A 23419-nucleotide genomic window follows, 5' to 3' on the forward strand; every position below is an offset into this window, starting at 1 on the left:
CCTATACTACATACACTACGTAAAAAACTCTTTCCATTACCCATTACCAAAATTACGTAGTGTGACACTTCAAGGTGCGGAATGTGGGTTTGAAGGGAGTATCAGCTAATGTTCAGCATGGAGTATCAACCTGTTCGCAAGCCCCAATACTTACCCAGCTAGTGGAACCATCCGCCCAATGTTCTTTTTTCCAAATCGGGGCGTTGTGTTTCAAGGTATCGATCGCATACTTACAGGCGGCAAACGCTTCTGAGCGATGAGGACAGCCTACCGCAACGATGACGCTAATCTCGCCAATTTGTAACCGCCCTGTGCGATGGTGAATCACCACGCGATTGACATCTGTCCACCTGTTACGGATATCATCTGCGATCGCCTCAAACACGCGCACCGCCATCGGTTCATAAGCCTGATATTCTAGCGCGACGACTGGCTTGCCATCCGTTTGATTGCGAACTGTACCACTCATCACGACAACCGCCCCATTGGCCGGATCATCGGCGAGTGCATAGATTTCTGCCAATGATAAGGGTGCAAAAGTAATCGAAAAACTATCTTGAGTATGTTGTTGAGTGGGAGAAACAACCGACATGGTTAATCCTAAATTTTTAATTGTTTTTGCATCACTCTTTGTCTATGTCAGCCTGATCGTGTTGACTTGCTGAGGGCTGAAATATACTGAAGAGTACCAGGGTTTAAATATCACAGTTAAATCATACCTATTACGGGTTCCGAACTAAGGAAATATGTTTCAACCGAATGAAAGCTCCCGTGCCCACTCATGAAACAGCCAGACTTGAGGCTCTTAGTCAGTACAACATTCTCGACACGGCTCCTGAAGAGGCATTCGATGATTTCACCTGTTTAGCCGCGCAAATTTGTGAAACGCCAATTGCTCTGATCACGCTGGTTGATCATCATCGTCAATGGGTTAAATCAAAAATTGGTTGGACAGTCTCGGAAACAAGCCGTGAAATTTCCTTTTGCGCCCATACCATCCTAGGAACTGAAATCTTGGTTGTCCAAGATGCTTGGGCTGACGAACGATTTGTCACGAACCCTTTAGTCACCGCTGAGCCTCACGTTCGGTTTTATGCAGGCGCACCTCTAATTACCGCCGCTGGCTATGCGCTAGGGTCACTTTGCGTGATTGACTACGTACCACGAGAACTAAGTCCCCAGCAGTTGAGCGCCTTACAAACCTTAAGCCGCCAAGTGATGACGCAACTGGAGCTAAAACGCACCGTAGCAGAATTGGCGCAGACGAAGCAACAGAGCCAGCAACTCATAAAGTTGACTTATGACATTAGGGAGTATCAGCAAGCACAAGAGGAGCGCAATGCCTTACAGGGAGCTTTGCAAGGCTTCTTCAACCTATCTCTTGATTTACTCTGTATTGCAGGTTTGGATGGCTATTTCAAACACTTAAACCCAGCCTATGAAAAGACGCTGGGATACAGCCGTGAAGAACTGCAAAGCCAACCCTTCCTAAATTTTGTTCATCCGGACGACAAAGCAGCAACTCTTGCAGAAGTGCAGAAGCTGACGAGAGGTGCGCCCACCATCTACTTGGAGAATCGCTATCGCTGTAAAGATGGTTCTTACAAGTGGCTTGCTTGGACTGCTTTTCCTCATGTTAAAGATGGTTTGCTCTATTGTGTAGCCCGCGACATTACCCAACTCAAGCAAGCTGAGCAAGAGCGGCTTCAACTTTTGCATAGAGAGCAGGCGGCACATAACCAGATTACAAAAATTCTAGAGAGTATCACCGATGCCTTCTTCGCTTTAGATGGTGAGTGGCGATTTACCTATGTCAATCAGCAAGCCGAACGTCTGTTACAAAGAAAGCGATCAGAACTTTTGGGACAATCCGTCTGGGACGAGTTTCCGGAAGCTGTCACGTCCCTGTTTTATCAGGAGTATCACCGAGCCGTAACAGAAGAAGTTAGCGTTGAATTTGAAGCTTTTTATCCTCCCCTCAAAACTTGGTTCTCTGTCCATGCCTACCCTGGAAAGCAAGGATTATCCGTTTATTTTGAGGATATCAACCAACGGAAACAGGCACAGGAATCACTACAAAGTTCAGAGGAACGCTATCGGCTGCTGTTTGAAAACAATCCTCAACCAATGTGGGTGAATGACCTGGAAACGTTAGCAATTGTAGCGGTCAATGAAGCGGCAATTAACCACTACGGGTACTCGCGAGAGGAATTTCTCGCTATGACAATCGCCGATATTCGTCCTGCCGCCGATATTCCGGCTTTACTGGAAAATATGGCTAACGTTACTCCTGGACTCAACAAGAAAGGGGTATGGAGACATCGGAAGAAGGATGGCTCTTTGATTGAGGTTGAAATTACGACCTACAGTCTCACTTTTGTCGGCAGACAAGCTCAACTGGTTCTAGCGAACGATGTCACGGAACGCAGGCGAGCGGAGAAGGCTCTGATCGAAACGACTCAGTTCCAGCGCGCCATCTTAGATAGTGCCAACTACGCGATTATTTCCACCACCCCCGATGGCATCATTCGCACTTTCAATGCGGCAGCACAACGTCTGTTGGGCTACACCGCAGAAGAAGTGGTGGGTAAAGTAACGCCTTTGGTGATCCACGATTATGCAGAAGTGGTGCAACGCGCACAAGAATTAAGCGAGGAATTGGGATTTTGGGTTGAACCGGGATTTGAATCCTTTGTCGCCAAAACTCGGCTGGGAAAAATTGATGAGCGCGAATGGACTTACATCCGTAAGGATGGTTCGCGCTTTCCCGTATTACTTTCCATCACGGCTGTGCGGGATTTAGAAGGTAATATTACCGGATTTTTGGGCATTGGTCATGACATCACGGAATGCCAGCAGGCGGAAGCGGAGTTACAGCGTCAACATCGGCGATCGCAACTGTTTACCGAAATTACGCTGAAGATTCGTCAATCCTTACAGCTTGAAGACATTTTGCAAACCACTGTTACAGAGGTGCAAAAAATTCTTCAGGTTGATCGGGTGTTAATTTATCGGGTATGGCCTGATGGTAAGGGGTGTACGGTGACAGAGGCGGTTCAGCCTGGATGGCCTGCCATTCTCGGTATGTCTTTTGCTGAAGAAGTGTTTCCTTTAAAGTACCAGGAACTCTACCGACAGGGACAGGTACATGCGATCGCGGATGTAGAACAAGCTTATGCTGAAATGACGCCTTGCTTGTTAGAATTTCTCCATCCTTGGGGAGTTAAGGCTAAGTTAGTCGTCCCCATTTTGCTCTCCGGGCAACTCTGGGGTCTTTTGATTGCCCATCATTGTACCCATCCCAGGCCGTGGACGAGTTTTGAAACGGAACTGTTGCAACAGTTGTCCGAGCAAATTGGTCTTGCCTTGGCTCAAGCTCAACTCTTGGAACGAGAAACCAGACAGCGATTGGAACTCGCACGCTCTAATGCAGAACTGCAAGAATTTGCCTATGTTGCCTCCCACGACTTGCAAGAACCATTACGCAAAATTCAGGCATTTGGCGATCGGCTTAAGGTCAAGTATAGTGAGGTCTTAACCGAGCAAGGGCGTGATTACCTGAAACGGATGCAAAATGCTGCCGAACGGATGCAAGCTTTGATCAACGACTTGCTGACTCTTTCGCGGGTAACAACCAGGGCACAGCCTTTTGTGACAACGAAGCTAACGCAGGTGCTACAAGAAGTTTTATCTGATTTAGAAGTGAGCATTCAGCAGGCTAATGGACGAATTGAGGTAGGCGAACTACCTATCCTAGAAGCTGATCCCATCCAAATGCGTCAGTTGCTGCAAAACCTGATCGGCAATGCCCTAAAATTCTACCGCCAAGAGGAACCCCCCATTATTAAAATTTATAGCCAACAGCTAACCGATTGGGAACGGCAACCCACTCAGGGACTCAACAGAATCGAGCGTTGTCAAATCTTTATTGAAGATAACGGCATTGGATTTGATGAAAAATATCTGGATCGAATTTTTAACGCTTTCCAACGCCTACATGGTCGTAGCGAATACGAAGGAACTGGAATGGGCTTAGCAATCTGTCGTAAGATTGTTGAACGCCACGACGGCACTATTACAGCTCAAAGCTCACCAAACCTTGGAGCGACCTTCATCATAACACTACCCCTCCAACAACGTCAAGGAGATCGGGCAAAGTGAAAGGACGGCGACACCCTGTGACGATTTTGATGGCAGATGACGATCCGGATGATTGCATGTTGGCAAGAGAAGCCCTAGCTGAAAGCCGCTTAGCCAATGATTTGCATTTCGTCAGTGATGGCGAAGAACTGATGGATTATCTCTACCAACGTGGCAAATATTCAGTTCCGGGCAGTGCGCCGCGTCCAGGTCTCATCCTGCTAGACCTGAACATGCCGAAAAAAGATGGTCGTGAGGTACTCAAGGAACTCAAATCAGACCCGCATTTGCGACAAATTCCTGTTTTAGTACTGACCACCTCGCAGGCGGAAGAAGATATTCTTCGGAGCTATTATCTCGGCGCGAATTCTTACATCACCAAGCCTGTGACTTTTAGCTCCTTAATTGAAGTCATGCAAACCTTGAGTAAATACTGGTTTGAAATTGTTGAATTGCCCTCTCAAGAGGGAGGAAACTGGTAATGGGTAATGGGTAATGGGTAATGGGAACTAGCATCCTTGAGCGGAATAATGTAAAAATACTGGGTAATGGTAGTAAAACCATTATCTTTGCCCCTGGCTTTGGCTCCGATCAGACTGCTTGGCGGCATCAGGTTGCGGCATTTTCGTCTAATTATCGTATTGTCCTATTTGATCATGTTGGAGCAGGGAAGTCAGATTTTTCGGCCTATAGTCCCCACCGCTACAGTAGCCTCTACAGCTATTCTGAGGATTTGCTGGATTTGTGCGCCGAATTAAAGTTGACCCAGTGCATTCTGGTGGGTCACTCTGTGAGTGGCATGGTGAGTCTACTGGCGGCCTTAGTCGAACCCCAGCGCTTCAGTCAACTGATCTTTATTAGTGCCTCTCCCCGTTATCTCAATGATGAGGGGTATATCGGTGGCTTTGATCAGTCTGACCTGGATGCCCTGTATGCGGCGATGTCATCCAATTACTATGCTTGGGTAAGTGGTTTTGCGCCCATCGCCATGGGTAACCCCGAAAAACCCGAACTAGCGTTGGAGTTTGCCAATACCTTAGGAGCCATCCGTCCTGATATCGCCCAAGCCGTCGCCCGTGTAATCTTCCAATCTGATCACCGAGCGGAGTTGCCGCGACTCACATTACCTACAACAATTCTACAGGCCAGTGATGACATCGCGGTACCGATTGAAGTGGGTCAGTATATGGCGGATAAGATTGCAGACAGTCAACTGATTCCCATCCAGGCGCGGGGACACTTACCTCATATCAGCGCACCCGATGTGGTCACCCATGCGATCGCCTCATGTCTTGCTGCTTAACCGGAAATTCTCTATGTCATGGTTACAGCTTCGTCCTCCTGACGGGCTACCGACGTTTCGACCGCTCCTATTCGCACTCACCCTCGTCCTAAGCGGATGGGTGTGCCACGATGGATGGGCACCGATGCAGATATTAACCCTGCTAGGTTGGCTCGGTTTTACCTTGTTGCCCCTACGTCTTGGGCAAGTGATACCTTTAGTGGGTTTAGGTACCCTGTTAGTAGGACTGTTGCATGGGGATGGAGTGAATGCAGTGCGCCCATCTCTGGAATTTGGGATTGCGGCTGGGCTGGGTATCGGGTTACGCCAGTTTTTACTAGGTTTGGAGTGGCGCTTAGCCTCTCAATCGGTACTTGCGACCCTTACTCATACTGATACCACAGATACTTCTAACACCCTGATTGATCAAGCCGTCGCCCTCCTACGTGACATCGTCTGTGCTGACGCCGCGATCGCTGTGCGCCGACTCGATGAGGTAACCGCTCAAGCATTGGTTTGTCTACCCCCCAAGGCACTTCCCGACCCACTGACAACACCCACACTGTTTGAAGAAGCGACCAGGGAAAACCGTTGTCTCTACTATTCCAATTACCCCGCAACTCCCAGTGCTTCCCATGTTCTGCTCGCCCAAGGCATCCAATCCCTAGCTGTCGTGCCCCTCACCTTATCCGATGGCAGAGAGGGGGCAATTCTGCTGCTGTGGCAACGCCGGACGGATTTTCCCTCCCATCTGCAAGACTTTATCGAATCCCTACGGGGTGAGTTACGTACCCTACTGAGCTTTAGTGATACCACCTTACGCTTGGACAAATTACAGGCACGCTTCAGTTCCATGTTACAAACGATTCATCAAGGCGTAGTGTTCATTGATGAAAGTGGAGAGCAAGGCTGGCTCAATCAATCTGCCGCCAATCAATTGGAACTCTCCCCAGGCGCTGTAGAACCTCCGATGCTGGCTCAGGCGATGGCGATGTTACGTACCCGTGCGGATAATCAAACTGAAATTGTGGCACAGGCCGCACAATTTTTCTCCCAACCTCAGGCCGAAATTCGTAACTGGAACTGGATTTTCAGTCAGCCACAACCTAAAGTGCTGAGTATCTCTAGCACCCCCACCCGTGTCCGCGATGTGCCCGGTCGTCTCTGGATATTAGATGATATTACCGAGCCGTATTTAGCTCAATTAGAACTTGTGGCTAGCAGCCAAGAATTATCTCAAACAAATCAACAACTGGAAAAGGCAAAAGCCGAATCGGAAGAAGCAACTCGCATCAAGAGTCAATTCCTGGCGAATATGAGCCACGAAATTCGGACTCCCATGAATGCGATTATCGGCATGACGGGCTTGCTTTTGACCACAGAATTAACACCCCAACAGCGAGATTTTGTCACAACCGCTCAGAGCAGTAGTGAGGCTTTACTTGCCCTGATTAATGATATTCTTGACCTCTCAAAAATTGAGTCCGGCAGCGTCGAATTGGAAAAACAGGCGTTTAATTTGCAAAGTTGCATTGAAGAATCCCTGGATATTTTAGCCCTTAAAGCCGCAGAAAAAGGCATCGAACTGGCTTACGGGATGCATCCTCAAACCCCCAGCATAATTGTGGGAGATGTCACTCGTTTACGCCAAATTTTAGTGAATTTAGTCAGTAATGCGGTTAAGTTCACACAGACAGGAGAAGTGGTGGTTTCAGTGACAGCCAAAGAGTTGGAGGGGGACAAGGGAGACAAGGGGGATAAGGGGGATAAGGGGGACAAGGGAGAGAAAATACTATATACGAATGAAACTTGCTATAACCTGCAACCTGCAACCAAGTTCGAGTTCCAATTTGCCGTTAAGGATACAGGCATTGGAATTCCCCCCGATCGCATCGACCGATTGTTCAAATCCTTCAGTCAAGTGGATGCTTCCACCACCCGTAAATATGGTGGAACCGGATTGGGATTAGCGATCGGTAAACAGTTGAGTGAAATGATGGGGGGTCGGATGTGGGTAGAAAGCCAAGTGAATCGGGGTTCCACATTTTATTTCACTCTCGTGGCAGCGGCTACTGCTGATTCATCCCCTATGAATTCTGACAACTTCCCGCCTCAATTCCAAGGTAAGCGCCTGCTGATTGTGGATGATAACGACACTTATCGGCAAATTTTAACCCAGCAACTCCAGTCTTGGGGAATGCTCATTTATGGGGCGGCATCGGCAGCGGAAGCGTTCGACTGGCTCAATCAAGGACAACCCTTGGACATGGCACTTCTAGATATGCAGATGCCCGGAATGGATGGTCTAACCCTCGCGACGAAAATCCGCAGCTATTCTAATTATCAAACCTTACCCCTAGTTTTGTTGACCTCGATCAACGGGTTAGAAAGGGCTAACCAGACTCATGTACCTGTAGATTTAGCCGCTTTCCTGACGAAGCCGATTAAACAGTCCCAGCTTGACTCGGTCTTGAATCAGATTTTAGCTGGGTCATCTATCTCGGTGAATCCCCTCCCCGTGACTCTACCAGAGAACCCTCTGCAACTCGCCACACAGTTGCCCTTGCGGATTTTGTTAGCGGAGGACAATGGGGTAAATCAAAAGGTTGCCTTGCATCTATTAAAACGGATTGGCTATCAAGCCGATGTGGTGAGTAATGGATTAGAAGTACTCGATGCTGTCAAGCGTAAATCCTATGATGTGGTGCTGATGGATGTGCAAATGCCGCTGATGGATGGGTTAACCGCCACACGTTGTATTTGTCAAGAGCTTTCAGGCGATGGGGAATTCGGCGAAGCCAATCAGAATTCTCAGAACTCGGACAGGAACCAACCATCCAAGCCTGCAACATCTCACAAGCGCCCTCGGATTATTGCCATGACGGCGAATGCCATGCAAGGCGATCGGGAGGAGTGCCTGAATGCAGGCATGGATGACTACCTATGTAAACCCATCAGCTTGAAAGCTTTAATCCAAGCTTTGAGCCATTGTCAACCCCTGCCAGATAGAGAGATAGAGAACTGGGGGCTAAGTGAGAGCTACGTGGGCAGTCCTGGAAAAGGAAACCCAAAGACAACCCTGGAGGGAGATGGGGAGATGAGGGAATTCTCGCCACTCAAAGCCACGAACCTCAATCCACCTTCATCCTCTGAGCCGATTGAAGCCAAGGTGCTGCAATCCTTTCGGGAAATGGCGGGTGACATGGCTGATTTGGTCTTGGTAGAGATGATTGATTGCTATCTCGAAGACGCGCCAAAACTCCTGAGTGCGATCGCCCAAGCGATTGTCCAAAATGATGCTGTGCAGTTGCGATCGAGCGCACATAATCTCAAAGCCAGCAGTGCCACATTGGGTGCTATTACCCTCTCGAATGTATGCCGCAAGTTAGAAGTTATGAGTCGGATTGGCAATACTGAGTATGGGGTAGATAAGTTACCTCAGCTAGAAGCTGAGTATGAAAGAGTCAAGGTAGCTTTGCAATTAGAACGCCAAAACGCTCAAAAATGAACATCACCCAGCCTGAGAAAGATGCTCCGTTAATCCTCGTGATCGAGGACGACAAGTTCATGCGGATTCAGTTACAGCGAGCGATGGAACAAGCCGGCTATCAGGTTGCACAAGCGTGTGATGGCGAGGAAGGGTTAGCGGCATACCTTCACCTACAGCCCGATATTGTGCTTTTGGACGCCCTCATGCCGGTGATGGATGGCTTTACCTGTTGCACTCAATTGCGATCGCTTCCAGGCGGCGATCGCATACCTGTGTTAATGATCACCGCTCTTGAAGACCGAGAATCAGTGGATCGAGCCTTTGAGGCTGGGGCACTGGATTACATTACCAAGCCGATTCATTGGGCGGTTCTGCGCCAACGAGTGCGTCGTCTGCTTCAGGCGAGTCGTGCGGTAGAGGACTTACGACAGCAGACGGAACGGGCGCAACGGAGCGAGGAGCGACTGCGGTTAGCTCTAGACGCGGCTCAGATGGGGACTTGGGATTGGGATCTCCAACACGACAAAGTGATTCACTCGGAGACGACCGAAGCCATTCATGGTCTTGCCCCAGGTTCCTTTGAGGGTACGTTTAAAAGCTTCCTAAAAAGTCTTCATCCGGATGATCGGGAAGGAGTTACTCAATCCCTACAATCTGCCTTGGTAGAGGGAGCTGACTACAACATTGAGTTTCGCGTAATTTGGCCTGACGGTAGTATCCACTGGGTCGCGAGTAAAGGTCAAGTTTATTACGACAACTTCGGTCAGCCTGTGCGGATGACCGGAATTAATATGGATATTACCAATCGCAAGCAAGCACAAGAAGAATTACAGCGACAGAATTTGCGATCGCAATTGTTTGCCGAAGTCACGCTCAAGATTCGCCAGTCTTTGCACATTGAGGACATTCTCCAAACTGCTGTCAACGAAGTGCAACGGATTCTCGTTAGCGATCGCGTTTTAATCTTTCAATTGGGTTCGGATGGATTGGGCAAAGTCGTCACAGAAGCCCTGGCTCCTGGCTATCCCTCTGTATTAGGTTGTAAGGTTACGGATGATTATTTAGCCTCAGAGTACTTAAGTCGGTATCGTCAAGGCCGAGTTTACACCATTGATCACGTAGAAAAGGCGGATGTGCCAGCTTGTTTCATGGAATTTATGCAAAATTTCCAGATCAAGGCCAAGCTAGCTGTACCAATTTTATTAAAAGAACAACTCTGGGGTTTACTGGTGGCTCATCAGTGTAACCGTCCCAGACATTGGTCTAGTTTTGAAACCGATCTGCTCAAACAGCTAGCCGATCAAATTGGCATTGCTTTAGCTCAAGCTCAACTTTTAGAACAAGAAACCCATCAGCGTCAGGAACTGGCTCGTTCTAATACCGAACTGGAAAACTTTGCCCATGTCGCTTCCCACGACTTGCAAGAACCCCTACGGAAGATTATCACCTTCGGCGAACGACTTCAAAGTAAGTATGGAGAAGTGCTAACGGAGCAAGGATGTGACTACCTAGAACGGATGCAAAAAGCCGCAGAACGGATGCAGACGTTAATCCATGATTTGCTAACGCTCTCGCGCATTACCACCCAGGCTCAACCCTTTGTTGCAGTGGATCTGGCTCAGATTGTGCAAGAAGTGTTATCCGATTTAGAAGTTTGTCTAGAGCAGAATCAGGGACAGGTAGAAGTGGGCGAGTTGCCAACCCTGAACTCCGATCCCTTGCAGATGCGTCAATTGATGCAGAACTTAATCGGTAATGCTTTGAAATTCCACCGAAAGGGCGAACTGCCGAAAGTGAGGATTTATAGTCAATCGCTCAAGGGTGAAAATCAGTCAGTTTCAGGAGATGCGGCTAAGCCTACACATTGTCAAATCTGTGTCGAAGACAATGGTATTGGCTTTGATACACAGTATCTGGAGCGCATCTTTCAAGCTTTCCATCGGCTGCACGGTCGTAACGACTATGAGGGAACTGGCATGGGTTTGGCAATCTGCCGTAAGATTGTCGAACGCCATAATGGCACTATTAGCGCCCACAGCACACAAGGGCAAGGGTCAACCTTTATCGTCACTTTGCCCCTACAAAAACGTCAATCAGGCTAACACACAGTCTCTATGTTTAGGGTGTGTAACGATAGCGTAACACCCATGAGCGCTATAGATGGTGTCAATATATAAGTTCTGGTCAATTGAAGTATGAAGGCTCAAAGAACCTTATCCGGGAGAGATACCCCTATTGTTTTTAAATGGCTTGATGTCAAGAAGGCATGATGGAATAACAGAACTTCTCTACTCTGAGAGATTTCGATCCTGAGATTTAACTGCTTAATTAAGGTGAAGACCTTGAGCCACTGCTGTTGTGAGATTATTGAACGACCATCCAAAGAGGTTAGGGACTGAGATGGATAACCACCCAGTCAGAATTTTGCTCGTTGATGATGACGAAGATGATTATATCCTGACCCGCGATTTACTCTCTGAAAGTCAGGGAACTCGCTTCGAGGTGGAATGGGCTAGTGATTGGGATTGTGCCTTAGATGTGATGGGTAAAAATCAGCATGATATCTATCTGCTGGACTATCGTCTCGGCGAGCATAATGGATTGGAACTCTTGCAGCAAGCAGTTGCCCAAGGGTGTAGAGCACCGATGATTTTACTCACCGGTCAAGGCGATCGCGAAATTGACATCGAAGCGATGAAAGCGGGAGCGGCAGATTACCTGGACAAAAGCCAGCTCAGAGCGCCTCTATTAGAGCGTTCCATCCGTTACGCGATCGAACGTAAGCGAGCTGAACAAAAAATTCGTGAACAGGCAGCTCTTTTGGATATTGCCACCGATGCCATTCTGGTGCAAAATCTGCAAAATCAAATCTTATTTTGGAATCAAGGTGCCCAACGGATGTACGGCTGGAAGGCAGAGGAAGTGCTGGGGCGAGATGCCAATCAGCTCTTGTGTACACCTGAAAACTGCCTTCGGCTTAAAGAGGTGCAAACCTTAGTCGCTCTTGAAGGTAACTGGTATGGAGAGTTGCAGCAAGTCACCCAAGACGGCAAAGCCATTATTGTCGAAAGTCGATGGACACTGGTGCAAAATGAGCAGGAGCAACCCACCTCAATTTTAATCGTCAATACAGATATCACCGAAAAGAAGCAACTCGAAGCCCAGTTTCTCCGTGCCCAACGGATGGAGAGTATTGGCACGCTGGCAAGCGGTATTGCCCATGACTTGAACAATGTCCTCGCCCCGATTTTAATGTCGGTTCAGCTTTTGGCGCTCAAACTCCACGATGAGCAAGCTCGGCAGTGGTTGAAAATTTTAGAAGATAATGCCAGACGGGGAGCGGAATTAGTTAAGCAAGTGGTTTCCTTTGCACGAGGCGTGAAAGGCGATCGCACCCTGGTACAAGTCAGGCATATTATATCAGAAATTAGACAGATTGCCAAAGAAACGTTTCCTAAATCCATTGAAGTGCATACTGATCTTGCACCGGATTTATGGACGGTTTCCGCAGATGCTACCCAACTGCATCAGGTGCTGATGAATTTGTGTGTGAATGCTCGCGATGCCCTACCCGATGGGGGGACTTTGGGCATTTCCGCCCAAAATTTGTTCCTAAACGAACAATCAGCGCGGATGAATATTGATGCGAAAGCGGGTTCTTATATTGTCATTACCATCTCGGATACAGGAACGGGAATCCCCCCTGAGATTTTGGATCGAATTTTTGAGCCGTTTTTCACCACCAAAGAAGTAGGTAAGGGGACAGGATTAGGTCTTTCTACCGTGATCGGCATTGTCAAAAGTCACGGGGGTTTTGTCAATGTAGTGAGCAAGCTGGGGCAAGGTACAGAATTTGAGGTGTATTTGCCAGCATTAAAGGAAACACCTATACCCATCAGTGAAGACGCTGAAATGCCGAGAGGACATGGCGAAGTGATTCTTGTGGTGGATGATGAGGCCGCCATTCGCCAGATTACTCAAACCTCCCTAGAAACTTATGCCTACAAAGTGCTGACGGCTAGCGATGGCATTGAGGCGCTGGCAGTGTATGCCCAACACAAGGAAGACATTAACGTGGTCTTGATTGATATGATGATGCCCGTTATGGATGGCCCTACGACGATTCGCACGTTACGGAGAATGAACCCTCAAGGCAAGATTGTGGCGGTGACAGGACTCGTATCGGATGAGAAGTTGGCACAGGCGCGTGATCTGGGTGTGCAAACCTTTTTGTATAAACCATACACGGCAAAGGAGTTACTTAAAACCCTTAATGCAGTACTCCGAAGTCCCTAAGTGTAAGGAGGCAGATGAGGGAAGGCAGATGGCAGGAGGAAAGAAAGCTTGTAAAGTAACGCTTGTAACCTTTTTCAAATGCATCGTTATTTTTGCCCCGCTGCACTCCGTTCCAATTGCAGTACAGTGAAGCAACTACCCAACAAAATTTTACTAATTGTATCTTTTGTAACCAAAAATCCCCGTATCCATTTCGACGCTAGACGACAATAGGGATAGCGGTAATAGCTGTGTTTTTGGCAGAAACAGCGGAGACTCACCCATGTACGTCTATCGCACCTCTGGATGCAACGACAAGGCAGAACTCTATGGTCTTCAAGGTCGGATTGATGACCTGTGTCTAGAACTGGAAACTCAAAGAATTGATGAGGTACAGGCACGTTTTGAACGAGTCTATCCTTACTTCAAGCGCCGAATCCTTAACCGCAGACTGATTGCACGCATCCTGAGAGTCGATGACGAGCAACTATTATGCTTACTCGATATCTTTAAACGAGGTGACAACGACTACGAACAGTTTCTCGAAGATCCACGAGAGTACGGCAGAACGCACCTCGAACCTCAACTCAATCTACAAAACATCCGAGACTGGCTTACCCGTGAAAAAAACAAGCAGCCTCCCGTTGAGAAACTCCCAGAACTTCCATCCGAACTGCGTCCTTGGTTAGAACCTCCTGGGTGGGAGATGGAAACACTTACAGAAGATTGGTTGATTTACGAAAGTGAAGAATGGGTTACCCGGTTTAGACAGCCCGAAATCCGAAAGGCTTGGGAAACTTATTATCAACTGGTTGCAGGAATTAGAAGCGGAACCCATCCTTGTGAAGGTTTTCCGGATCTGCTCAATATCAAGTTGTGTACATTGAACCAACATTATGTGCTTTACAGCGAGATGCAAACCGCTGACACTTTTGTTGGGGGTGTATTGTTTCTACTTGCGCCTTTTAATCACAAACCCTCCAGGGAAGAAATTCTGCAAGTGGGTCAAAAAACCGCCTTATTTGATGGCTCTACAACCAGCAACGTCTTGGCACGTCCCTTAAGTTTGCATGAGTTGACCCCCTTTGCTCAACGTTCCTATCCCTCTTATCTGCTGGCGGATGAACAGAGTTGGCTAGCAATTGAGGGGGGAAAAGAAGCTAATTTGGCTCTTTCCGTGGAAGAAGAGCAGATTCTTCAGTCGGTTTCCAGTGTCGCACCCGGTCAAGGTTCATTGCCTTTATTCATCAATGGACGAGCGGGTAGCGGTAAGTCTACCATGCTGCTTTATCTGTTTGCCGATTACTGCTACCGCAAGTATTACGACAAACGAGGACATCGGCGTGAGCAACCTCTGCCTGGGGAGCCGTTATTTCTCACCTATAATGAGCGATTGCTGGAGGTAGCGAGGGATGGAGTGAGTACCCTGCTGGCGTCTCATTACCGCTTTGTCGCCGAGAGGAGTCAGGGGAACGAGAAAGATAACATTGAACACTATTTTCAACCATTCCAAAAATTCTTGTTTGGCTTGCTTCCGCCACAGGAAAAAGCGCAGTTTGACCCGGAAAAATATATTTCTTTCCATCGTTTTAAACAACTGTATCAGGGAAAAAGTCCCTGTGAATCGTTAGCCAAAGTTGTTCTCCACCTGCCTCAGGGGAGACGCTATTCCCCAGAAACCTGCTGGCACATTATCCGCAGTTTTATTAAGGGGTATGGTTTGGAAGAATTCATGACTCCCGAAGACTACCAGCAGGAAGTTCCTCGTAAGGAACATACCGTCTCTGTTGAAAAATTCCAAGGTATTTATGACACAATCTGGGAACGCTGGTATAAGCGCATCACCACTGAGCAAGGCTATTGGGATGACCAAGATTTAATTGCTAAAGTACTCCAACTGAAGTGTTATCGTGCTGAGTATACGGCGATTTTCTGCGACGAAGCCCAAGACTTTACCCGACTGGAACTTCAGCTCATTATGCGGCTGTCGATGTTCTCCCAATATCATTTGGGATACCAGCCGATTCAGAGTCTACCTTTCGCCTTTGCGGGAGATCCTTTTCAGACCTTAAACCCCACAGGATTCCATTGGTCTAGTGTACAAGCTATCTTTGATGCGGAAGTGATTACAGCACTAGACCCTGCGGATCAGTTAAAACTGATGATTAATTTCCAAGAATTAGCGAATAATTACCGCTCTACTCCACCCATTGTGCAAGTTACCAACTTAATTCAGTTGTGGCGTCATGTTTTGTTTGATATCCCTGAACTCAAGCCTCAGACAGCATGGCAGCAGGGCAATTTCCCCGAACCGCAAAAGTTTATTTTGAACCGGAATATTAGTCCTGAAGCCCTAGCGGACTATATCAGAGACACGATTATTATTGTGCCTTGCGAAGAAGGGGAAGAAGTGGCTTATGCCCAAGCCGATGAGATACTCTCGGAAATTTTTCCCCAGTTCTCTCAAGGGGAAGAGGGGGACACCGTGACGCAGGTAGAAGTCTCAAGTCCCAATTCGCCTGAACCGCTAAAGAATGTCTTGAGTGCGATCGCTGCGAAAGGATTGGAGTTTAAGAAGGTTATTCTTTACAAGTTTGGGGAAGATTGTAACCAAAACGTTTGGAATCTCAGTGGGAAAGGGATTGACCAACGGGTTAAGGTGGAATACTTTTTCAATAAGCTTTATGTGGCTGCATCAAGAGCCACTGAACATTTGTTTGTCGTGGACTCGGAAAAAGGCGATCGCCAGTTGTGGCAATACGCCAGTGACGAAGCATTGTTGCAAGCCATGCTCTATTACGCCAAAAGCAAAGAGCGTTGGGAAGAAAATGTTCGTACTCTCAGTACAGGTACTCCCAAAACTATACAAGAATTGCGCGAGGATGACCCAGGAGCGATCGCCTATGAGTTTGAGACAAAAGGATTAAACACACAAAATCCCGATTTACTCAGACGCGCCAGACAGTTTTACAAGGCGCTTGATGACACCGAAAAAGGTAATTTTTGTGAAGCTTGGGCGCTCAAATTTGAAGAGAAATTTTTGGAGGCAGGAAACTACTTTTTCAGCTTAAACAAAAGCGAAGAGGCTTGGGAATGCTACTGGCAAGGAATGTGCTGGTCAGAGTTAGTGCTTTGGTACAACCGACACCCTGAGAATCAGGCAATTGAGCGTTCTTTAGCTCTGTTTATGATTGCTGATTCTACGGATTTAGAGGCTATCAACACTCTCACCTCTTTAATTAGAGGTAATAAGTTGTTGAGTGTGGAGAGTTCTAGCCCATCTTCCCACCTTCAAGCTTCAACCCTTCATAGTAAACAATGGAAAAAAGCGATTGAGGAATATGCTAAGCGCATTGAAGGGTTACTGAACATTCCCAGCCTTCAACCCACTCAATGGCAACAGTTCGGGGAGGTATTAGAAAGTTTAGCAATACATGGTTATAGCCCTCTATCCGAGCATAGTGATCAACTTAATGCACTAACGGCAGCGTGTTTCTACCGTGCCGAAAACTATGAAGAAGCGGTGCGAATTTGGGAAGAATGTGAACTCATCCAAAATCCTGAGTATAACCGTGCGAAAGCCAAACTTTTAGGTATTCCTGAAGGATTAGAATATCTGGCGCAAGCTGGGGAACACAACAGTATCATTGCCGAATGGGAGAAGGCAGGAAAACCACGTCTGCTCCACTGGCTTCCCTACGTTGCCCCTGCGTTAGAAATAAAACAGCAATATCAACAAGCTTTCGTTGTCTATATTTGGTTGGATGAATTAACCAAGGTTAAAGAATCTTTTGAAAAGGCATGTCAGGGTGCACCAACCATCAAGATGCTTGCCGTCTTATTGCAATATTTTTATCGCAAAAAGCATTGGTCAGATGCCATTAAATTTATTGAGAAATATTCACCTAAGCTTATCGGTTCTGAACGTCAAAAAGCAGATTTAAAGTTTGATTTTGTATATGAAATTGCCATTTCAGAATTAACTCCAAATGACATTATCAAAGAGCATCGTAAGCTTTATGAAAAATTTCTCAAAGAACAAGTTTTATTAGCCTCTGACTGGCAGCAATCTCTGTTGATGCAGCAAGTAGGAATTGCTCTAGAAAAAATTGGTTCACTAGTCGAAACCCTGGAATTTTACGAGCAATTTGTCTCCTACCCTAACCCAGAATTACGTCAGTTTGCCCAAGAGCGTTGGATTGCAACCAAGAAGAAACAGGAAGATTATGCCAGAACTCATGGGCAAACAGAAAAAGCTGCAAAAAGTCACTCAGAATTGCTCAAAAAAGCGGTTAAATGGGCAATTTCTCCGGACACAGTGCCACTTGCCCCCCCAGCCGCACCGAAAGAGCGTCCAACCCCCCAAGTTTCTGTTTCTCAGTCTACGGCTACCTCCGCAGAACCATCAAAGTCGTCAACGGCTACGAACTTTGTGATTAAAGGCTTGCCAAATGGAACAAAGATAGAGCAACTAGGGGATGCAGTCATTCGGTTTGGGGTTCGTCACCTAGTAATCAAGGTGATGAGACAGGGTAAACAAGTTTTAATTACAGATGCACTCAACAGTCGGGAAATACGAGTGGATGGAGCACAATGTAAAGTCATGATTGGGGACGCAACTGTAGAAGCTGTGGGTGGGAATCAATTAGCATTTGCACTTTCCACAAGCGGTTACAGTGGTAGCTTAATCTGCGATGATAAAAAGCCACGACTGGAACTGAATGTCCAAGGTTTGCCGAACCAAATTTTTATTGAGCTTTAGATATTTTTAGCTCAGGTTTGAAGGTTGATTGTTTATTAACTATTTAATGTTATTGGTCAGATGATGTCCGGTTGATTATCCTTAATAAATTAATAAAAGCGTGTTTGTAGTGAGCGCTTCAGCGTCCACTCCGACAGGACTAAAGTCCTCACTACAACCTAATGCATAGTGTGGTTTTCTTAAGGGAAATGATTTCATTGGATATGAGGAGTTAAATAAATTTGCGATTTATTAAGGTTAGGCGTAAGTTGATTTTCGCTATTATCCTCTTATTAGCACTTCCGTTTTTGTTATTTTTTTTTCAGTTTAGCAGACCTCTCCCGGCTAAGGAAACTCCTTGGGAAATAATAACAGGAAAGGAAAAAGTAACCCGTTTTGAGTTTTTGTCTTGGTTTGACCAAGATGCAAGACTGTATACTCTTCCCGCTCAGAATCACGAATTTGTCTTGACTCCATCTTCTCCCTTTTATGTTTTTCCTTGGTTTCCTCAAGGGAAAGAGGAAGGTAGATATATATGGAAATTAAATCTTAATCCCTTATCAATACAACCAATTCTTTATGATGAATTTCTGGTATTAAATCCCCAACCTCCAGGGGAACTGCCAACTCCCATAGAGAAGATATTACAGCAGCAACTTGACTATGAAATCTCCAAAAATGCTCCTTCCTCAGAGATGATTATGGAGGTAATTCGATTTAATACGTCCAAGAAAACTTATGAGGCAAAACTTTCGGTTTCAGATTTTAAAAGATTAACTCGGCGACGATTTGGCACTGAGTTTACGAATGATGAGCCTAGAGGATGGCATACGGGAATTTATTATTCAGGAATTATGCGTTTTGAGATTTCATCTTTATCTGAACCAAACCAACCAATCGTAGCTCTTAAAAAAGAATTAAAAAATTGGAATTACCCTTTGAGGAGAAATGATAAGAAGTTAGTTCAGCCTTCCTATATCGGCGCGATCGGTAAACTGTATTTCTTGCCGGATTCCCAGCCCGTTTTTATACTGTTTTCTAAAGTTTATAGAGGCATTTATCAACCCCGTAAAGGCATTGATGATGCAGCTTTTAGTGTAATCGTGCCTTAAATATAGCGATTCTCATCCGAGTGAGGTACAGATTGATCCATCCCCGACACGAGAGGGTAGTAAAACTCCAGTTCCCCTTCGCTAGTTGAGCCACCGGAGCGATCGCAACTCATACATTTTACAAACACAAAGATTTGTCAACGACCTTTGTGAATAAAAGTTATTTTTTCGGGTGAGTACTATTGCTTAGGCTTACCATATTTTCATAGTATCTATCTCTCTGTATTGAGAGAAATCCCATGATACGCCCTGTCTTCCCTTTCTGGAGAGCTGGCTATCTTCTCCTTGGGTGTTTGGCAAGCGCAAAAAACCTGGCACTGCCTGTTAGTTGGCGACATTGTTGGCCGTTGGGGATAGGGGTAGCGTTGGGGATAAGTAGTGGGATTGCTTTTTCTGGAAACCGTGCCTTAGCTCAGATTATTCCCGATACCACGTTGGGTGTAGAAAGTTCCGTTGTGACACCTCTCGATCCCGACTTGCCTGTTGATGTAATTGATGGTGGAGCTCAACGAGGGCAAAATTTGTTCCACAGTTTTCAGGATTTTAATGTTAGCGAAAACAGAGGAGTCTATTTTTACAGTTCTGATGCCAATATCCAGAATATCTTAGCACGAATAACGGGTGCTAATCGCTCTGATATCCTAGGGACACTCGGCACTTTTGGTGAATCTCAGCCAAGCTTATTTTTAATTAATCCTAACGGAATTATCTTTGGTCCGAACGCTAACTTAGATATAGGTGGTTCTTTCGTTGCAACGACAGCAAATGCAGTGGGGTTGGGTGAAACGGGACGATTTAGCGCCTCAGAACCTCAGACAAGTAACTTACTTGCAATCAACCCCAACGCCTTCTTTTTTAACCAATTCTCTAATCAAGGACAAATTGTCAATCGTTCCACTGCAACAAGTACGGTATTGGGCTTTTCTGTAAATGGTCTTCCCTTTACCTATGGACTCCAAGTTCTCGGTCGAAGTCTGTTACTGCTTGGAGGTAATGTAAATCTAGAAGGTGGCATTGTGTTTGCTCCCGGTGGTCGAGTTGAGTTGGGGGGGTTAGCAGGAGCTGGAACAGTAAGGTTAGATACTAATGGCAATCTATTGAACTTGAGTTTTCTTGATGGTGTTGCACGAGCTGATGTATCCCTTAATAACCAAGCTGTATTAGATGTCGTTGCCAACGATGGCGGTAGTATTGCGATTCATAGCCGAAATATAAATATTTTTGGCAACAGTAAGCTTTGGGCTGGTATTTGGTCAGGTTTAGGGACTGTTGACTCGCAAGCTGGAGATATTACACTTGATGCCACTGATGCGGTAACAGTTGTAGACAGCAATATTCTCAACGAGGTACAGGAACAAGCAATAGGAAATGGTGGCAACATCAATATTCGAGCTGAGTCACTCTCTTTATCCGGCGATTCGGATTATGTTATTGTGAGCGCGGATACTCATGGTCAAGGAAATGCTGGGAGTGTCTCGGTTCAGGTGAGTGGCCCAGTTTCGTTGAATTCCAGTAGGATTTCTAGCCAAGTGCTATATGGGGCAGTAGGAAATTCCGGAGGTATTAATATACAAGCGCAATCGCTCCGGATGACAGATGGTGCGGAATTGTATGCACAAGTAGCTTTTGCTAGAGGCAATGCTGGAGATATATCCATTAAGGTAGCTGATTCAGTAGAAGTGATTGATGGCTCTGTTATTGTTACCTATGCCGGGGATGGAGCAGTGGGAAATGGTGGCAATATCAGCCTTGAGGCGAGATCGCTCTTTATGGAAAATAATGCGAGTTTGCTGGCAGAAACTCTAGGGCAAGGAAATGCTGGAAACATATCGGTTCAGGTGGCTGATTTCGTCACGCTGATTGATAGTTATTTCTATAACGCAGCAGCTAACGATGAGGAGCAGACAGTAGGGAACGGGGGCAATATCACAGTCGAGGCGCGATCTCTCTTTATGGCTGATGGTTCGGAGTTGAAATCATCAACTGACGCTCAAGGCAATGCGGGAAATATATTAGTTCGGGCAACTGACTCAGTAGAGTTGATAGACAGTCATATTCTCAGCCACGTAGAACTTGATGACCGTAGCTATATAGAAACAGTAGGCAATGGTGGCGATATTACCATTGAGACGCGATCTCTCTCATTAACCGACGCTTCCCTAAATGCAAGTACTCAAGGACAAGGACATGCTGGCAGTATTTTTGTCCGAGGTGCAGACTCAGTTTTGCTTTCCGATAGCTCAATTTCCACAGCAGTCAAGACAGAAGGCATTGCCAATCAACCGAGTAACATTGAGATTCACACGCGATCGCTTGCCTTAACGAATAACTCTCAGATTGATGCCACTACTTCTGGGCGGGGAGATGGCGGTACTGTATCAGTAATAGCTCCTGGTGGCTCTATTTCTCTAGCCAACAATAGCAGCATCAAAACGGCTGTAGAAGTAGGAGCAATTGGTCAGGGGGGCGACATCAAACTTACAGCTAACTCCATTTCTTTAACAGGTGGTTCCAGATTGGAAGCTCAAACTCGCGGTGAGGGAGATGCTGGAAATATTCAACTTGATGCCACTGAATTTGTTGATATCTCTGGAGCCAACCCATTGGGACTCTCCAGCGGTATTCTCACTTCCACTGAGACAAGCAACAGCGGTAAGGGTGGCAAAATTACAGTAGGATTACCGCATGGGAGCTTGGATAGTTTGCGTCTATCTGATGGAAGCGTTTTGAGTGCCCGAACCTTAAATAGTGCTCCTGGTGGTGACATTGAGGTTAATGTCGATCAGTTAGAAATTACTACCGGGGGACAAATCATCACCTCAGCCTCAAGCCTTGGCAGTGCCGGTAATATTAATATCAGAGCTACTGAAAGCGTCACGATTTCCGGCAGCAATCCCAACTTTATTGACAGGGGTGGAAGTACGGGCAACACTGGCAACGGCATTGGTAGGGTGAGCGAAATAGAACCAAATAACTCAATTGCTGAAGCACAGTTTATTGCTCCTGAACTCTTTTCGCTGCAAGCCAACCCAGATATTGAAGCATCTACCGACATTCCCCATGTCTCTATTTTTGGCACCGGAGACGGTACGTTTGACTACTACTCGTTGATGATTCAAGCGCCAGGAAGTCGGGGAATTTTCGAGATCGACAATAGTAGCGCTGCTGGAACGGGTTATTTAGATACACAAATCTTCCTGTTTGATAGTGCTGGGAGAAGGTTAACTCAGAATGATGACTCTTCAACAGCATTGGGTGCAGGCGGAAGCACCAGCAGATTGGACTCTTTCATTAGCTATGAAATTGAAACTCCTGGCATCTACACGATTGGAGTGGGCAGATATTTTTCTTTCGCCGGAAATGGGAGCATAGCAGGCAACCCTCTAGCTCCAGGAAATCAGTACACACTCCAAGTTTCGATTGATAACCGAAATACTAACCCCAATCAAAACCCCAATAGCGGACTGTTTGCTCAGGCAACCAATGGTGGCACAGCAGGAAACTTGACTATTGAAACTGGACAGATGTTTGTTAGGGACGGAGGACAAGTAACCGTCAGCAGCCCTCAAGGACAAGCAGGCAATTTGAGCATTACCGCTAATACCCTAACCCTCAACCAAGGTACAATTTCTGCTGTCACCGGCACCAGTGGTGCTGAAGGCGGAGCCAACATCACCCTAAAAGGCTTAGATTTCCTGCGGATGGACAATGAAAGCCTCATCTCCGCCAGTGCTCTCGGCAACGCCAACGGTGGTAACGTCACCATCGACTCCACCTTCATCGTTGCCACACCCCCAACCGGCCCTGAAGGCAGCGACATCATCGCCAACGCCGAACAAGGCAACGGAGGACGAGTCTATGTCACCACTCAAGGACTCTTCGGCATCCAATTTCGACCCCAACGCACTCCCAAAAATGACATTACTGTTAGTTCTACCTTCGGTTTATCAGGAGAATTTGCCCTCAACACCCCTGGTGTTGACCCCAGTCGAGGCTTAGCTCAATTACCTGTTAATGTAGTCGATGCTTCACAACAAATTGATCAGCGTTGTACTCCCAAAGCCGCCAACCAAGGTGGAAGTTTTACCGTTACCGGACGTGGCGGTATCCCACCCAGCCCCAACGATACGTTACAAGCTGAATCTTTAATCACACCCAACTGGGTCATCCTCGACTCGGAGAGGGAGAATAACACGTCCTCAGCACCAACAACGCCCAGCAATTCTGCCCCCAAACAACTAGTAGAAGCCCAAGGATGGAGAATTAATGAGCAAGGGCAGGTTGTTCTTACGGCTTCTGCACCGAACGTAACACCTCATAATACCTGGCAAACTCCAGTGGAGTGTACAGCAGATGCTAACCCAGTACAAAAGTAACAG

General features: G+C 46.7%; 10 protein-coding genes. 9 read left to right on the forward strand and 1 reads right to left on the reverse strand.

The annotated features are described in order from the left end of the window. Nucleotides 1-112: 112 nt before the first annotated feature. The gene (locus MIC7113_RS01235) at nt 113-592 is read right to left on the reverse strand and encodes a molybdenum cofactor biosynthesis protein MoaE (protein WP_015180353.1); all 480 of its coding nucleotides are present in this window, start codon (nt 590-592) and stop codon (nt 113-115) included. A 167-nt stretch (nt 593-759) separates the two neighbouring features. On the opposite strand from MIC7113_RS01235, the gene MIC7113_RS37425 reads away from it, so the two are divergent. The 9 genes from MIC7113_RS37425 to MIC7113_RS32920 all read left to right on the forward strand — a co-directional run bounded on the left by MIC7113_RS37425 (nt 760) and on the right by MIC7113_RS32920 (nt 23416). Then, the gene (locus MIC7113_RS37425) at nt 760-4161 is read left to right on the forward strand and encodes a PAS domain S-box protein (protein WP_015180354.1); all 3402 of its coding nucleotides are present in this window, start codon (nt 760-762) and stop codon (nt 4159-4161) included. Then, nucleotides 4158-4622 (forward strand): response regulator, encoded by a 465-nt coding sequence (locus tag MIC7113_RS01245; RefSeq protein ID WP_015180355.1) that lies wholly within the window; start codon nt 4158-4160, stop codon nt 4620-4622. The genes MIC7113_RS37425 and MIC7113_RS01245 overlap by 4 nt, the downstream gene beginning before the upstream one ends. 20 nt (nt 4623-4642) lie before the next feature. Beyond that, entirely contained in the window at nt 4643-5443 is an 801-nt protein-coding gene (locus tag MIC7113_RS01250) for an alpha/beta fold hydrolase (RefSeq protein ID WP_015180356.1), read from the forward strand. 13 nt (nt 5444-5456) lie between these two features. Next, nucleotides 5457-8930 (forward strand): response regulator, encoded by a 3474-nt coding sequence (locus MIC7113_RS01255; RefSeq protein ID WP_015180357.1) that lies wholly within the window; start codon nt 5457-5459, stop codon nt 8928-8930. Continuing rightward, nucleotides 8927-11014 carry an ATP-binding protein gene (locus MIC7113_RS01260; RefSeq protein ID WP_015180358.1) on the forward strand — a complete coding sequence of 696 codons (2088 nt, stop codon included), beginning with the start codon at nt 8927-8929 and terminating at the stop codon, nt 11012-11014. The genes MIC7113_RS01255 and MIC7113_RS01260 overlap by 4 nt, the downstream gene beginning before the upstream one ends. A gap of 298 nt (nt 11015-11312) precedes the next feature. Then, nucleotides 11313-13208, forward strand: coding sequence for a hybrid sensor histidine kinase/response regulator (locus MIC7113_RS01265; protein ID WP_015180359.1), 1896 nt, complete (start codon nt 11313-11315; stop codon nt 13206-13208). Between the two features lie 262 nt (nt 13209-13470). After that, nucleotides 13471-17949, forward strand: a complete 4479-nt coding sequence (locus tag MIC7113_RS01270; protein WP_015180360.1) for a hypothetical protein — start codon at nt 13471-13473, stop codon at nt 17947-17949. 248 nt (nt 17950-18197) lie between these two features. Further along, nucleotides 18198-19040 carry a hypothetical protein gene (locus MIC7113_RS01275; RefSeq protein ID WP_216596354.1) on the forward strand — a complete coding sequence of 281 codons (843 nt, stop codon included), beginning with the start codon at nt 18198-18200 and terminating at the stop codon, nt 19038-19040. Nucleotides 19041-19279: 239 nt separating this feature from the next. Continuing rightward, nucleotides 19280-23416 carry a two-partner secretion domain-containing protein gene (locus MIC7113_RS32920; protein ID WP_015180362.1) on the forward strand — a complete coding sequence of 1379 codons (4137 nt, stop codon included), beginning with the start codon at nt 19280-19282 and terminating at the stop codon, nt 23414-23416. The last annotated feature ends 3 nt before the right edge of the window (nt 23417-23419 follow it).

This window comes from Allocoleopsis franciscana PCC 7113, assembly GCF_000317515.1.
Classification (GTDB): domain Bacteria; phylum Cyanobacteriota; class Cyanobacteriia; order Cyanobacteriales; family Coleofasciculaceae; genus Allocoleopsis; species Allocoleopsis franciscana.

Bases quoted from the DNA above. Each gene is read 5' to 3' on its own strand.
- MIC7113_RS01235 (WP_015180353.1), bottom strand. From the start codon at position 592: ATGTCGGTTGTTTCTCCCACTCAACAACATACTCAAGATAGTTTTTCG.
- MIC7113_RS37425 (WP_015180354.1), top strand. From the start codon at position 760: ATGAAAGCTCCCGTGCCCACTCATGAAACAGCCAGACTTGAGGCTCTT.
- MIC7113_RS01250 (WP_015180356.1), top strand. From the start codon at position 4,643: ATGGGAACTAGCATCCTTGAGCGGAATAATGTAAAAATACTGGGTAAT.
- MIC7113_RS01255 (WP_015180357.1), top strand. From the start codon at position 5,457: ATGTCATGGTTACAGCTTCGTCCTCCTGACGGGCTACCGACGTTTCGA.
- MIC7113_RS01260 (WP_015180358.1), top strand. From the start codon at position 8,927: ATGAACATCACCCAGCCTGAGAAAGATGCTCCGTTAATCCTCGTGATC.
- MIC7113_RS01265 (WP_015180359.1), top strand. From the start codon at position 11,313: ATGGATAACCACCCAGTCAGAATTTTGCTCGTTGATGATGACGAAGAT.
- MIC7113_RS01270 (WP_015180360.1), top strand. From the start codon at position 13,471: ATGTACGTCTATCGCACCTCTGGATGCAACGACAAGGCAGAACTCTAT.
- MIC7113_RS32920 (WP_015180362.1), top strand. From the start codon at position 19,280: ATGATACGCCCTGTCTTCCCTTTCTGGAGAGCTGGCTATCTTCTCCTT.